The sequence below is a fragment of the Pseudomonas sp. GW822-FHT02E03 genome, from assembly GCF_058802325.1.
The window spans coordinates 261238-276568 of record NZ_JBXAOA010000001.1 but is presented as its reverse complement, the minus strand read 5'-3'; the positions used below and the strand labels follow the sequence as shown (position 1 = coordinate 276568).

General features: G+C 60.6%; 10 protein-coding genes. 8 read left to right on the top strand and 2 right to left on the bottom strand.

Translation table 11 applies throughout. The features are described from left to right. Positions 1-2 precede the first annotated feature (2 nt). The 6 genes from AC1RQB_RS01340 to AC1RQB_RS01315 all read left to right on the top strand — a co-directional run bounded on the left by AC1RQB_RS01340 (position 3) and on the right by AC1RQB_RS01315 (position 10529). Positions 3-1730, top strand: a complete 1728-nt coding sequence (locus tag AC1RQB_RS01340; protein WP_063343087.1) for an autotransporter assembly complex protein TamA — start codon at positions 3-5, stop codon at positions 1728-1730. Further along, positions 1727-5401, top strand: coding sequence for a translocation/assembly module TamB domain-containing protein (locus AC1RQB_RS01335; protein WP_063343088.1), 3675 nt, complete (start codon positions 1727-1729; stop codon positions 5399-5401). The genes AC1RQB_RS01340 and AC1RQB_RS01335 overlap by 4 nt, the downstream gene beginning before the upstream one ends. 240 nt (positions 5402-5641) lie before the next feature. Beyond that, positions 5642-6121 carry a MarR family winged helix-turn-helix transcriptional regulator gene (locus AC1RQB_RS01330; protein WP_063343089.1) on the top strand — a complete coding sequence of 160 codons (480 nt, stop codon included), beginning with the start codon at positions 5642-5644 and terminating at the stop codon, positions 6119-6121. Next, positions 6111-7580 (top strand): efflux transporter outer membrane subunit, encoded by a 1470-nt coding sequence (locus tag AC1RQB_RS01325; RefSeq protein ID WP_063343090.1) that lies wholly within the window; start codon positions 6111-6113, stop codon positions 7578-7580. Before AC1RQB_RS01330 ends, AC1RQB_RS01325 begins: the two co-directional genes overlap by 11 nt. Positions 7581-7595: 15 nt before the next feature. Then, complete coding sequence (locus tag AC1RQB_RS01320) at positions 7596-8798, top strand: HlyD family secretion protein (protein WP_063343091.1); 1203 nt, start codon at positions 7596-7598, stop codon at positions 8796-8798. 201 nt (positions 8799-8999) lie between these two features. Continuing rightward, on the top strand, positions 9000-10529 hold the full coding sequence (locus tag AC1RQB_RS01315; RefSeq protein WP_063343092.1) for a DHA2 family efflux MFS transporter permease subunit: 1530 nt from the start codon (positions 9000-9002) through the stop codon (positions 10527-10529). Positions 10530-10655: 126 nt separating this feature from the next. Here the strand turns inward: AC1RQB_RS01315 and lpxH are convergent, their stop codons facing one another. Then, the gene (gene lpxH / locus AC1RQB_RS01310) at positions 10656-11408 is read right to left on the bottom strand and encodes a UDP-2,3-diacylglucosamine diphosphatase (RefSeq protein WP_063343093.1); all 753 of its coding nucleotides are present in this window, start codon (positions 11406-11408) and stop codon (positions 10656-10658) included. After that, entirely contained in the window at positions 11405-11908 is a 504-nt protein-coding gene (locus AC1RQB_RS01305) for a peptidylprolyl isomerase (protein ID WP_008068271.1), read from the bottom strand. The genes lpxH and AC1RQB_RS01305 overlap by 4 nt, the downstream gene beginning before the upstream one ends. A 262-nt stretch (positions 11909-12170) precedes the next feature. Between AC1RQB_RS01305 and AC1RQB_RS01300 the strand changes: the two genes are divergently transcribed. Together AC1RQB_RS01300 and cysS are read left to right on the top strand one after the other, a co-directional pair. Then, complete coding sequence (locus tag AC1RQB_RS01300; protein ID WP_008068272.1) at positions 12171-13868, top strand: glutamine--tRNA ligase/YqeY domain fusion protein; 1698 nt, start codon at positions 12171-12173, stop codon at positions 13866-13868. Between the two features lie 18 nt (positions 13869-13886). After that, the gene (gene cysS / locus AC1RQB_RS01295; RefSeq protein ID WP_063343094.1) at positions 13887-15269 is read left to right on the top strand and encodes a cysteine--tRNA ligase; all 1383 of its coding nucleotides are present in this window, start codon (positions 13887-13889) and stop codon (positions 15267-15269) included. Positions 15270-15331: the final 62 nt, after the last annotated feature.

Below are 15331 nucleotides of genomic sequence, written 5' to 3'. Positions count from 1 at the left end.
CTATGAAGTTTCCACGAAGATTTACCAGTGGCGTGCTGATGCTGATCTCCAGCTGCGCGGCGCTGGCGCAAAGTGAATTGGATGTGCGGATCAAACCGTCCAACGATGAACTGAAGGCCAATATAGAAGGCTATATCGGTAGCCTCGGCGATCGCGATGAAGAAGCCTTGCTGCGCTTCAGTCGTGGCGCCGAAGAACAGGCGCGCAAGGCCGCCCAGGCCTTGGGTTATTACCAGCCGCAAATCGACAGCGACGTGAAGGGCGGCAAGACGCCGCGCCTGGTGTTGAATATCGACCCTGGCGAGCCGATCCATTTGCGCAACGTCACGGTGCGCATCGATGGTCCGGCAGCCTCGTTCAAATCCTTTCGTGTACCGAAAAGCGACCTGCTCAAACCCGGTGCAGTGCTTAACCATGGCCGTTACGAAGACGCCAAGCGGCTGATCCAGAACCAGGCCTCGCGCTACGGCTATTTCAGTGGGCGCTTCACCCGCCAGAAACTGTTGGTGGACCCGCAGGCTGGTGTCGCCGACATCGAATTGATCTACGACAGCGGCCCGCGCTATGCGCTGGGCAAGGTCAGTTTTGAAGGCGACACGCCGTTCGACGAAGACCTGCTGCAACGCATGGTGCCGTTCAAGGCCGGTGCGCCCTATGACTCTGAACTGATCGCCGAACTCAATCAGGCGCTGCAATCGAGCGGCTATTTCGAGGGCGTTCGCGTGGACGCGGCGCCGACCGCGTCCAAGGACGACGTGATCCCGGTGGCAGTCAAACTGGAAACCCGCAAGCCACGGACCATGGGCCTCGGTCTGGGCTTTTCCACGGACGTCGGTCCACGGGCCAAAGCCAACTGGACTCGGCATTGGGTCAATCCTCAAGGGCACAGTTACGGCTGGGAGGCGGAGATTTCGGCGCCACGGCAGAACGTCGGGCTGTTTTATGACGTTCCTCTGGACCCGCCATTGACCGACAAACTGCGCTTTGCCGGTGGTTATCAATATGAAGAAATCGCTGGCACCGACACCCTCAGCAAGCTGCTGACCCTCGGCCCCGAATGGCACAGCAAGTTGCCCAGCGGCTGGCAGCGGGTGGTGTCGCTCAAATGGCAGCGCGAGGAGTACAAACTGGGCGACGACTCGGGGCTCAGCACCTTGCTGATGCCCGGCGTGAGCTATTCGTACCTGAAAAGTGACAACCGCATCGACCCGCACAACGGTTATCGCCTGCAATTCGAAACCAAGGTCGCCAAGGAAGGGTTGGGTTCGGACACCAACCTGATCTACGGTACGGCGCTGGTCAAAGGCCTGACCACTGTCTTCGACAAACACCGTTTGCTCGGTCGGGTGCAGGTCGGCGGCAGCGCCACCAACGGCTACAAATCGGTGCCGCCGTCCTTGCGCTTCTTCGCCGGTGGCGATCAGAGCGTGCGCGGTTACGACTACCAGAGCCTGTCTCCGGAAAACTCCGATGGCGACCGTATCGGTGGCCGCTACATGGTGGCCGGCAGCGTCGAGTATCAATACTCCATCGCCGAAAAATGGCGGGTCGCGACCTTCATCGACCAGGGCAACTCCTTCAACACACTTGAACTGCCGAACCTCAAGACCGGGGTCGGTATTGGTGTGCGCTGGGTCTCACCGGTGGGGCCGATTCGCCTCGACCTGGCCCACGCGATGGACGATGACGGCGGCATTCGATTGCACTTTTCCATGGGGCCTGAGCTGTGAAGCGTGGTTTGAAAATAACGCTGCTGGCGATTCCGGCGCTGTTGATGCTGATCGTGCTGACACTGGTCAGCGTGCTAGGCACTCCGACGGGCAGTCGCTGGGCGCTCGGGTTTGTGCCGGGTTTGACCGTGGAGAATTTCCAGGGCCGTTTGGGTGGGCAGTGGAGCGCCGATCATCTGGTGTGGCAGCAGGACAGCAGCCGGGTTGAGCTGAACAAAGCGATTTTCGCCTGGTCGCCGCTGTGCCTGATGCGCATGACGTTGTGCATCGAGCAATTGCAGGCGGAGCAGGTCAGCCTGCAATTCCCGCCGGGCGTGGAAGAGGAAAGCAGCGGGCCGATCAGTCTGCCGGACTTGAAATTGCCGCTGGCCATCGAATTGGGCGACGTCAAAATCGGCCGCCTGCTGTTCAACGGCAGTGAAGAGCTCAAGGGCCTGCAACTGGCAGCGCACTGGACCGAGAAGGGTTTGCAGATCGACTCGGTGCACTTGCAGCGTGATGAGCTGAGCCTGAACCTGTCCGGCCTGTTGCAACCGAGCGGTAACTGGCCGCTGACCGCTGAAGGCAAACTGACCTTGCCGGCGCCGGGTACCGAGCCTTGGACACTGGCCCTGAAGGTCGATGGCGATCTGCTGAAAACCCTGAACCTGAAAGCCGACAGCAGCGGCTACCTGAACGGCCAACTCACTGGCGAGCTGCAACCGCTGGTGGAAAACCTCCCGGCCAACGTGCGCATCACCGCCGACGGCTTCAAACCTGGCGCCGATCTGCCGGATACCTTGCAACTCAATCAACTGGAGCTCACCGGCGACGGCGACCTGAAAAACGGTTACCAATTGCTCGGCAAAGCCACGTTACCCGCAGAGCAAGGCCCGGTTGCGCTGTTGCTGCAAGGCAAGGTCGACGCCAAGGGCGCGCAGATCGCCGGCCTTGATTTGACGGCCAACGACAAACAAAGCCTCAAGCTCACCGGGCAAGTGGACTGGAGCAAAGGCCTGAGTGCTGAAGCGAAAATCGACTGGCTGGATTTCCCGTGGCGCCGTCTCTATCCGCTGATTGACGAGCCGCAAGTGGCGCTGCGCGCCTTCAACGGTGAGGTCTCTTATACCGACGGCAACTACATCGGTAACTTCAAAGCCGCACTGGATGGCCCGGCGGGGGCGTTCAGTCTGAACAGCCCGTTCAGCGGCAACCTAACCCAAATCCATCTGCCGCAATTCAAGCTTGAAGCCGGGCAGGGCAAGGCCGAAGGGCACCTGAATCTGCAGTTTGCCGACGGTATCGCCTGGGATACGGCGCTGGACCTCTCGGCAATCAACCCGGCGTACTGGCTCGCGGAGTTGCCAGGCACCTTGGCTGGGCCATTGCGTAGCAAAGGTGAGATGAAGAACGAAACGCTCAGCCTGACCGCCGACCTGGACCTGAAAGGCAAGCTGCGCGGGCAACCGGCGGTGTTGCAAGCCAAGGCTGATGGCGCCGGCGAGCAGTGGAACCTCAATACCTTGCAGATTCGCCTCGGCGACAACAGCATCAACGGCAAAGGCAGCCTGCAACAGAAACTTGCCGGGCAGATCGACATTAAAATGCCACGCCTGGCCCAGCTCTGGCCGCAGCTGCGCGGTCAGCTCAATGGCCGGGTCGATGTCGCCGGCACACTCAAGGCGCCACAAGGCGAGCTCGGTCTGCAAGGTACGCAACTGGCCTTCGAAGACAATCGCCTGCAAAGCCTCAATCTGGACGCCACCCTCGACAGCGCCCAGCGGGCGAAAATCGACCTCAAGGGCAGCGGCATTCAGACCGGCGACACGTCACTGGGCACATTGACCGCCAGCGGTCAGGGTGACATCAAAAACCAGAAACTGGCCCTCGACCTGCAAGGACCAAAGCTGAAACTGGCGCTCGGTCTCGACGGCACGCTGGACAAGGGCAATTGGCGCGGGCGTCTGGCCAGTGGGGTTATTCAGGCTGGCGGTCAGGACTGGAAACTGCAAAATCCGGCGAAGCTTGAGCGACTGGCGGACGGCAAGATCAACTTCGGCGCCCATTGCTGGATGTCTGGCCCGGCTAGCCTGTGCGGCGAAGACCAGCGCTTGATGCCCGAGCCGAAACTGCGTTACCACCTCAAGCAGTTCCCCATCGACAGCCTCGCACAGTGGTTGCCGAAGGATTTTGCCTGGAAGGGCAAGCTCAACGCCGACCTGCAACTGGACTTGCCGGCCAGCGGTCCGAACGGCCAGATCAGCATCGACGCCAGCGGCGGCACCTTGCGTATGCGCGAGAAGGAGCAATGGCTGGACTTCCCGTACCAGACCCTGAAACTCACCAGCAAACTCACGCCAAAACGCATCGACACCGACCTCAACTTTGTCGGCGGCAAGCTCGGTGAACTGATGGTTCAGGCGCAGATCAATCCGCTACCGAAGAACAAACCGCTGACCGGTTCATTCCGCCTCAGTGGTCTGGACTTGTCGGTGGCGCGGCCGTTTGTGCCGATGGTCGAGAAACTCACCGGGCATTTGAGCGGCAGCGGCACATTGTCCGGCGGACTGCTGGCGCCGCTGGTCAATGGCAACCTTGAGCTGCGCGACGGTGAGATCTCCGGGCCTGAGTTGCCGATGGCGCTCGAAGCCTTGCAACTTCAAGCCGTGATTGCCGGCGAAACCGTGCAACTGAACGGCGGCTGGAAAAGCGGCAAGAGCGGGCAGGGCAGCCTCAATGGCAACATCGCCTGGGGGCAGGCGCTGGTCGTGGATCTGGCGCTCAAGGGCTCGCAGTTGCCGGTCACCGTCGAGCCCTACGCCGCGCTGGAAGTCGCGCCGGACCTGAAGATCTCCATGAAGGACGACAGACTGGCAATCGTCGGCAAAGTGCTGGTGCCCAAGGGTGAAATCACCGTGCGCGAACTGCCGCCGTCGACCGTCAAGGTCTCCGATGACACGGTGATCGTCGGTCAGCAGACTGAAGAGGGTAAACCGCCGATGGCCATGGCGATGGACATCGATGTGGTGGTGGGGCAGGACAAACTCAGCTTTGCCGGGTTCGGCCTGACCGCCAACCTGCAAGGTCAGGTGCACATCGGCGACAACATGGACACCCGTGGTGAGCTGTGGCTCAACGACGGGCGTTACCGCGCCTACGGTCAGCGACTGACGGTGCGCCGGGCGCGTCTGTTGTTTGCAGGTCCCATCGATCAGCCGTATCTGGACATCGAAGCGATTCGCCAGACCGACGATGTCATTGCCGGCATTCGCCTGAGTGGCAGCGCCGAGCAGCCGACCACACAGATCTTTTCCGAACCGGCGATGAGTCAGGAGCAGGCATTGTCCTATCTGGTGCTGGGGCGTCCGCTGAGCACCACCGGTGAAGACAACAACATGCTCGCCCAGGCCGCCCTCGGGTTGGGCTTGATGGGCAGTTCCGGCGTGACCAGCGGCTTGGCCAAGGATCTGGGCATTCAGGACTTCCAGCTCGATACCCAAGGCAGCGGCGCCAACACCGCCGTAGTGGCCAGCGGCAACATCTCGGAAAAACTCAGCCTGCGTTATGGCGTCGGCGTGTTCGAACCGGCCAACACCATTGCCTTGCGCTACAAACTGAGCAAAAAGGTCTACCTCGAAGCCGCCAGCGGCGTGGCCAGTTCGCTGGACATCTTCTACAAGCGGGATTTCTAACTCCCCGTTCTCTTCCAGATACCGCGTCGCCCCCAATCGCGGGCAAGCCCGCTCCCACAGGGATCACACTGAACCTTGTGGGAGCGGGCTTGCCCGCGATGGCGTCAGAGCGTCCACCGCATAATCCGGCCTCGTTTATCAGCTAAATACAAAGCATCCTAACTATTGCATTGACATTCTCTGCCTAGGCAGTAACATCTCGACATACATTCTCTGCCTAGGCAGCTAATCGGTGGTCAGATGAAGCATTTCACCCCAGAAAATTTCCAGCATTGCCATCTCGGCCTCTTGCTCGGGCGCGCCGCGCTGCTCAAGGACCGGATCATCGACACGCACATGGCGCCCCACGGCATTACCGCCGCGCAGTTCAAAGTGCTGATCATCATGGCCCAGTTCGGCGTCGATACCCCGGCCGAGCTGTGCCGTCACCTGTCGCTGGACAGCGGTTCGATGACCCGCATGCTCGATCGTCTGGAACAGAAAGGTTTCCTCGCCCGCCAACGCTCTGAGGCAGACCGGCGTCAGGTTCAGCTGGTGCTGACCGAACAGGGCCAGCAGCTGACCGACCAGCTGCCGCAGATCGGTGCCGACGCCATGAATGAACTGGCCGGCGCCATCACCCCGCAAGAATTGAAAACCCTGGAACAGATCCTGAAGAAAATTCTGGTAGCGGCGGGTGACTCGATCACTCTGCTGCGGGTAGGTGGCCATGAACAGTAAAAGCCTGCGTAGCGGCCTGAGCCTGGCGCTGTTGGCCATGAGCCTCGCCGGTTGCGCCAATTACAGCGGCCTGACCACCGAAGGCGTCAGCCTCGATGCGAAAAATCTCAAAGCCGCGCAATCCCTCAACGGTGTGACTCTGTCGCCCGCGGCGTGGCCGAAAAGCGACTGGTGGAAAAGCCTCGGCGATCCGCAGCTCGACGGCCTGATCCGCGAAGCCCTACACGACAGCCCCGACATGCAAATCGCCGACGCCCGGGCCCATCAGGCCAGTGCTGCCGCGTATGCCGCCGACGCTGCGCGGATGCCGACCCTGGATGCCAGCGCCGGTGTCAGCCGTTCGCGTCTGGCCCGCGATCAGGACCCGAGCGGGCAGGGCGGCACCTATTCCACCGTGCGTAATCTCGGTGCGAGTTTCAATTACAACTTCGACCTTTGGGGCGGCCAGCGCGATGCCTGGGAAGCCGCATTGGGCCAGGCCCGTGCCGCCGAAGTCGATCAGCAGGCCGCGCAGCTGACCTTGTCCGCCGATGTCGCCCGCGCCTACAGCGATCTGGGGCAGGCGCACATCATCCATGACCTGGCCAGCGAAGACCTCAAGCGCACCCAACAAATGCTCGACCTCAGCCAGCGTCGCCTGAGCTCGGGGATCGACAGCCAGTACCAGTTCCAGCAGACCGAAAGCCTGGAAGCCAGCGCCGAAGCCAGCCTGATCGACGCCGAGAAACGCCTGCAAAGCGCGAAAATCGCCTTGGCGGTGCTGTTGGGTAAAGGCCCGGACCGCGGCAATGAAATCGCCCGCCCGAAAGTGCTTCAGACCAGCGCCGTGGCGTTGCCGTCGGTGCTGCCGGCGGAGTTGCTCGGTCGTCGCCCGGACCTGGTGGCGGCGCGCTGGCGGGTTGAAGCCGCGAGCAAAAACATCGCGGCGGGCAAGACCCGGTTTTACCCCAACCTCAACCTGAGTGCGGCGGCGGGTGTGGAGTCGTTGCTGGGCGATGCGATGTTCGGTTCGGCGAGTCGTTTCTTCAACGTCGCGCCGACGATCTCGGTGCCGATTTTCGACGGTGGCCGTTTGCGGGCCGATCTCGATTCCCGCGACGCCGATTACGACCTCGCGGTGGCGCAGTACAACAAAAGTCTGGTGAAAGCCCTGGGCGATGTCAGCGACACCATCAACCAGTTGCGCGATATCGGCCGGCAAATCGGCGCCCAGCAGCACGCCACCGACATTGCCCAGGATTCTTACAACACCGTGGTCCAGCGCTACGGTTCCGGTATCGGTAATTACCTGGATGTGCTCAGCATCGAGCAGCAATTGCTCCAGGCCCAGCGTCAGCTGGCCAACCTGAATGCCGAGCAGATCGACCTGTCGATTCAACTGATGCAAGCGCTGGGCGGCGGCTACCAGGGTGAAACCCTGACCGCAGCCAACGCAACCCCAGCCACGCAGCACAACTAATTCAAGGTACCCGTCATGGCCACTGTTGATACATCCCAAGCCCCTGACAACGCTCAAGACACGAGCAATCTACGCAAACGCAAAGTGATGCTGTTTGCACTGACCATCGTGGTGATCCTCGCCGGGCTCGGCGTCTGGGGTTATCAAGAATTTTACGGTCGCTGGAATGAAAGCACCGACGACGCCTATGTGAACGGCAACGTGGTGGAAATCACCCCGCTGGTCACTGGCACCGTGGTCAGCATCGGCGCCGATGATGGCGACCTGGTTCACGAAGGCCAGGTGCTGGTCAACTTTGACCCGAACGATGCCGAAGTCGGTTTGCAAAGTGCCCAGGCCAATCTGGCCCGCACCGTGCGCCAGGTGCGCGGTTTGTACAGCAATGTCGACGGCATGAAAGCCCAGGTCAATGCGCAACAGGCCGAAGTGCAGAAGGCCCAGGACAACTTCAATCGCCGGAAAAACCTCGCTGCTGGCGGGGCGATTTCCCAGGAAGAACTGTCCCACGCCCGTGATGACTTGACCTCGGCGCAAAACGCCCTGGCCAACGCCAAACAACAGCTCATGACCACCAGCGCGCTGGTCGATGACACCGTGGTGTCGTCGCACCCGGACGTGATGTCCGCCGCCGCGCAACTGCGTCAGGCGTACCTGACCCATGCCCGTAGCACCTTGATCGCGCCGGTCACCGGTTACGTGGCCAAACGCAGCGTGCAACTGGGCCAGCGGGTCCAGCCGGGCACCGCGCTGATGGCGGTGATCCCGCTGGATCAGCTGTGGATCGACGCCAACTTCAAGGAAACCCAACTGCGTGACATGCGCATCGGTCAGCCGGTGGACATCGAGGCCGACCTCTACGGCAGCGATGTCAAATACAGCGGCACCATCGACAGCCTCGGCGCCGGGACCGGCAGCGCGTTTGCCTTGCTGCCGGCGCAGAACGCCACCGGTAACTGGATCAAGATCGTGCAGCGGGTGCCGGTACGCATTCACATCAATGCCGAAGAGCTGGCCAGGCACCCATTGCGGGTTGGCCTGTCGACTCAGGTCGATGTGAACCTGCGTGACCAGAGTGGTCCGGTGCTGGCCCAACAGTCGCCGCAAAAGGCCTCTTTCAGCACCAGCATCTATGACCGTCAGTTGGCCGAGGCCGACGCGATGATCACCCAGCTGATCCACGACAACAGCGCCGCGGTCAGTAAAACCGCACAGCGCTGATTGGTCATCACACCGACCCTGTGGGAGCGAGCCTTTGTGGCGAGGGAGCTTGCTCCCGCTGGGTCGCGAAGCGACCCCAAAAGCTCTGCGACTGCTTCGCAGCCGAGCGGGAGCAAGCTCCCTCGCCATAAAGGCTCGCTCCCATAAGGTCAGCTGCGTCTGTAACAGGCGCAGCGCCAATCAGGTTTCAAAGGATTCGCGATGAGCAATAACGCGTCTTTCACGCCGCCCAGCCTGCTGCTCAGCACCATCGGCCTGTCGCTGGCGACCTTCATGCAGGTGCTCGACACCACCATCGCCAACGTGGCCTTGCCGACGATTTCCGGCAACCTGGGCGTGAGTTCGGAGCAGGGCACCTGGGTGATCACCTCGTTTGCCGTGAGCAACGCCATCGCACTGCCGCTGACCGGTTGGCTCAGCCGGCGTTTTGGTGAGGTGAAGCTGTTTCTCTGGGCGACGATGCTGTTCGTGCTGGCCTCGTTTCTCTGTGGCATCTCAACCTCGATGCCAGAGTTGATCGGCTTTCGGGTGCTTCAAGGCCTGGTGGCCGGTCCCTTGTACCCGATGACCCAGACGCTACTGATTGCAGTCTATCCGCCCGCCAGGCGAGGCATGGCCCTGGCGTTGCTGGCGATGGTAACGGTGGTGGCGCCGATTGCAGGGCCGATCCTCGGCGGCTGGATCACCGACAGTTACAGCTGGCCGTGGATCTTCTTTATCAACGTGCCGATCGGGGTTTTCGCGGTGATGGTCGTGCGCTCGCAGCTCAAGGCGCGGCCGGTGGTGACCAGTTACCAGCCGATGGATTACGTCGGTTTGATCACCTTGATCATCGGTGTCGGCGCGTTGCAGGTGATCCTCGACAAGGGCAATGACCTGGACTGGTTCGAATCGAACTTCATCATCGTCGGCGCGGCTATTTCAGTGATTGCGCTGGCGGTGTTCGTGATTTGGGAAATGACCGACAAACACCCGGTGGTCAACCTGCGGCTGTTCGCTTACCGCAACTTCCGTATCGGCACCATCGTGCTGGTGGGCGGTTATGCCGGGTTCTTCGGTATCAACCTGATCCTGCCGCAATGGCTGCAAACCCAGATGGGCTATACCGCGACTTGGGCGGGTCTGGCGGTGGCTCCAATCGGTATTTTGCCGGTGCTGCTGTCGCCGTTTGTCGGCAAGTACGCGCACAAGTTTGACCTGCGACTATTGGCCGGTGGCGCGTTCCTGTGCATCGGCTTGAGTTGCTTCATGCGCGCCGGGTTTACCAACGAAGTGGACTTCCAGCACATCGCTTTGGTGCAGCTGTTCATGGGCATCGGGGTGGCGCTGTTCTTCATGCCGACACTGAGCATTTTGATGTCGGACTTGCCACCGAGCCAGATTGCCGACGGCGCAGGCCTTGCGACCTTCCTGCGGACCCTGGGCGGTAGTTTTGCGGCATCGTTGACCACCTGGATCTGGATTCGCCGCGCCGATCAACACCATGCATATTTGAGTGAAAGCATTACCACGTATGAGCCGGCGACCCGGGAGGCGTTGAACACGCTCGGCGGGGCGGGTAACCCGGCTTACGCGCAACTGGATCATGTGCTGACCAGCCAGGCGTACATGCTCTCCACCGTGGATTACTTCACGTTGCTGGGGTGGGCGTTCATGGGGTTGATTCTGCTGGTGTGGCTGGCGAAACCGCCGTTTGCGGCGAAGGCGGGGCCGGCTGCCTCCGGTCATTGAGCCCAGAAGATCATTCCCACGCTCCGCGTGGGAATGCAGCGCGGGACGCTCCGCGTCCCATTCAAAGCCGAACGCAGAGCGTCCGTTGAGGCATTCCCACGCAGAGCGTGGGAATGATCGGGTCGATTAGGCAGAAGGTGCTGCCAGTTGTGGCGGCGGGGCGAAATCAAACGGCGCCAGCGCAAACCCATTCTCATCCACCTGCAACGCCCAGCCCTGACGGTCCCAATCCCCCAACACAATGCGTTTGGCCGCCTGCTCGCCAATCTGCAACTTGTGGATGGCCGGGCGGTGGGTGTGCCCGTGGATCAAGGTTTTCACGCCATATTGCTGCATGACCCGCGGCACTTCTTCCGGCGTGACATCGACAATGTCATTGGCCTTCATCCGCGTTTGCGCGCGGCTTTCGCTGCGCAGCTTGCGCGCCAGTTTATGGCGAGTGCGCAAGGGCAGATTTCGCAGGATGAACCGGGTGATCGGGTTGCGCAGATAGCGACGCAGCTTCATATAAGCCTCGTCGCGGGTGCAGAGGCTGTCACCGTGCATCAATAGCACGGGCTCGCCATAGAACTGCACGACACTCGGGTCTTTCAACAATGTGCAGCCGGCCTGTTTGCAGAAGGCCTGGCCAAGCATGAAGTCGCGATTGCCGTGCATCAGAAAAATCGCCGTGCCGCTGTCGCTGAGGTCGCGCAGGGCCTGGCAGATGGAACGCTGGAACGGCGTCATGGCATCGTCGCCAATCCACGCCTCGAAAAAGTCGCCCAGAATGTACAACGCACTCGCTGAGCGGGCGCGTCTAGCGAGCAAATCCAGAAACGCCCGGGTAATGTCCGGGCGCTCCTCTTCCAGATGCAAGTCTGAAATCAGCAGTATCACTCAATGATCTCGGCTTTCTCGATGATCACGTCGTCTGCAGGTACGTCCTGGTGACCGGCCTTGGAGGTGGTGGCCACGCCTTTGATCTTGTCGACCACGTCGGTGCCTTCGACTACTTTGGCGAATACGGCGTAGCCCCAGCCCTGAACGGTCTTGGCGCTGTGGTTCAGGAAGCTGTTGTCAGCCACGTTGATGAAGAACTGGGCGGAAGCCGAATGCGGCTCCATGGTGCGGGCCATGGCCACGCTGTACTTCACGTTCGGCAGGCCGTTGTCGGCTTCGTTCTGGATGCTTGGGCGCTTGTCTTTCTTTTCTTTCATGCCTGGCTCGAAACCGCCGCCCTGGATCATGAAGTTGCCGATGACACGGTGGAAAACAGTGTTTTCGTAGTGACCGGCTTTGACGTATTCGATGAAGTTGGCCACGGTGATCGGGGCTTTCTCAGCGTTCAGTTCCAGGACGATGTCGCCGAAGTTGGTAGACAGTTTGACTTGGGTCATGATGGGTACTCATTCTAGGAATTCGTGGGTTTCGGGGCTCTACAGCCCTCAACCGGTCCGGCCAGTGTCGGCCAAGGCACGCAGTTTAGCGTGCCGGGCGCGAATTTCGAGGCTGTTTTTCATTGCTGGCCGATTAAATGCAGCCGATTGCCGGCCTGCTCTGTCAGCCACTTGACAGCATCGGCTATGATAAGCCCCTTTGATTTATAACAGCCGCTTTGATTTGGCCAACTGGCCGCGCACTTGTACGTTCAAGGATCCTATGAGCAAGCCCACTGTCGACCCTACCTCGAATTCCAAGACCGGCCCTGCCGTGCCGGTCAATTTCCTGCGCCCGATCATCCAGGCGGACCTGGACTCGGGTAAGCACACGCAGATCGTCACCCGTTTCCCGCCTGAGCCCAACGGCTACCTGCACATCGGTCACGCTAAGTCGATCTGTGTAAACTTCGGTCTGGCCCAGGAATTCGGCGGCGTCACGCACCTGCGTTTCGACGACACCAACCCGGCCAAGGAAGACCAGGAATACATCGACGCAATCGAAAGCGACGTCAAATGGCTGGGCTTCGAATGGTCCGGTGAAGTGCGCTACGCCTCGCAGTATTTCGACCAGTTGCACGACTGGGCGGTAGAGCTGATCAAGGCCGGCAAGGCCTACGTCGACGACCTGACCCCCGAGCAAGCCAAGGAATACCGTGGCAGCCTGACCGAACCGGGCAAGAACAGCCCGTTCCGTGACCGCTCGGTTGAAGAAAACCTCGACCTGTTCGCCCGCATGAAGGCCGGCGAATTCAAGGACGGCGCACGCGTGCTGCGGGCCAAGATCGACATGGCCTCGCCGAACATGAACCTGCGCGACCCGATCATGTATCGCATCCGTCATGCCCATCACCACCAGACCGGCGACAAGTGGTGCATCTACCCGAACTACGACTTCACCCACGGTCAGTCGGACGCCATCGAAGGCATCACCCACTCGATCTGCACCCTGGAGTTCGAAAGCCATCGTCCGCTGTACGAATGGTTCCTCGAGAACCTGCCAGTACCGGCGAAACCGCGTCAATACGAGTTCAGCCGCCTGAACCTGAACTACACCATCACCAGCAAGCGCAAGCTCAAGCAACTGGTCGATGAAAAGCACGTTCACGGTTGGGACGATCCGCGCATGTCCACGCTGTCGGGTTTCCGTCGCCGTGGCTACACGCCGAAATCGATCCGCAACTTCTGCGAAATGATCGGCACCAACCGTTCCGACGGCGTGGTCGACTTCGGCATGCTTGAATTCAGCATCCGTGACGACCTCGACCACAGCGCCCCACGCGCCATGTGCGTATTGCGTCCGCTGAAAGTCGTGATCACCAACTACCCGGAAGGCCAGGTCGAAAACCTCGAATTGGCGTGCCACCCGAAAGAAGACATGGGCGTGCGCGTTCTGCCGTTCGCCCGTGAGCTCTACATCGACCGTGAAGACTTCATGGAAGAGCCGCCGAAAGGCTACAAGCGCCTGGAGCCGAACGGCGAAGTGCGCCTGCGTGGCAGCTACGTGATCCGTGCCGACGAAGCGATCAAGGACGCCGATGGCAACATCGTCGAACTGCGTTGCTCATACGATCCGGAAACCCTGGGCAAGAACCCTGAAGGTCGCAAGGTCAAAGGCGTGGTGCATTGGGTGCCGGCTGCGGCCAGCGTCGAGTGCGAAGTGCGTCTGTACGATCGCCTGTTCCGTTCGGCCAACCCTGAAAAGGCCGAAGACAGCGCCAGTTTCCTGGACAACATCAACCCTGACTCGCTGCAAGTTCTCACTGGTTGTCGTGCCGAGCCTTCGCTGGGCAATGCACAGCCGGAAGACCGTTTCCAGTTCGAGCGCGAAGGTTACTTCGTCGCGGATATCAAGGACTCGAAACCGGGCGCTCCGGTATTCAACCGTACCGTGACCTTGCGTGATTCGTGGGGCCAGTGATTCAAGGAACAACATAAAGTGCTAACGATCTACAACACGCTCACTAAGAGCAAAGAAGTTTTCAAGCCGCTGGATGGCAACAATGTGCGCATGTACGTCTGCGGGATGACCGTGTACGACTACTGCCACATTGGCCACGGCCGCAGCATGGTCGCGTTCGACCTGGTGACCCGCTGGTTGCGTTTCAGCGGTTATAACCTGACGTATGTGCGCAACATCACCGATATTGAAGACAAGATCATCAATCGGGCCAAGGAGAACGGCGAGCCGTTCGACGTATTGACCGAACGCATGATCACCGCGATGCACGAGGACGAGGCGCGCCTCAATATCCTCAAGCCGGACATGGAGCCGCGGGCCACCGATCATATCGCTGGCATGCAGAGCATGATCCAGACCTTGATAGACAAGGGCTATGCCTACGCACCGGGCAATGGCGACGTGTACTACCGCGTCGCCAAGTTCATGGGCTACGGCAAGCTGTCGCGCAAGAAGATCGAAGACCTGCGCATCGGCGCACGGATCGAAGTCGACGAGTCGAAACAGGATCCGCTGGACTTCGTGCTGTGGAAAGCCGCCAAGCCGGGCGAGCCGAGCTGGCCTTCGCCGTGGGGCGACGGACGTCCGGGTTGGCACATCGAGTGCTCGGTGATGTCGACTTGCTGCCTCGGCGAGACCTTCGACATTCATGGCGGCGGCAGCGACCTCGAATTCCCGCACCACGAAAACGAAATCGCCCAGAGCGAAGCGGCCACCGGCAAGACCTACGCCAACGCGTGGATGCATTGCGGCATGATTCGCATCAATGGCGAGAAGATGTCCAAGTCCTTGAACAACTTCTTCACCATTCGCGACGTGCTGGAAAAGTACCACCCCGAAGTCGTGCGTTACCTGCTGGTATCGAGCCACTACCGCAGCGCGATCAACTATTCGGAAGACAACCTCAAGGACGCCAAAGGCGCGCTCGAGCGTTTCTACCATGCGTTGAAAGGCCTGCCGAGCGTGGCACCGGCTGGTGGCGAAGCCTTTGTCGAACGTTTTACTCAGGTGATGAACGACGACTTCGGTACCCCGGAAGCCTGTGCAGTGCTGTTCGAGATGGTCCGCGAGATCAACCGTCTGCGCGAGAGCGATCTTGATGCGGCGGCTGGTTTGGCGGCGCGCTTGAAGGAATTGGCGAGCGTGTTGGGCGTGTTGCAACTCGAAGCCGATGACTTCCTGCAGGCCGGTGCCGAAGGGCGGGTCGATGCGGCTGAAGTCGATGCACTGATCCAGGCTCGTTTGACGGCTCGTGCCAACAAGGACTGGGCCGAATCCGACCGCATCCGCGACCAGCTCACCGCCATGGGCGTAGTGCTGGAAGACGGCAAGGGCGGCACGACCTGGCGTTTGGCTGACTGATGATCGTTCCCACGCTCCGCGTGGGAATGCAGCCCGGGACGCTCCGCGTCCCTTTCGAGAGC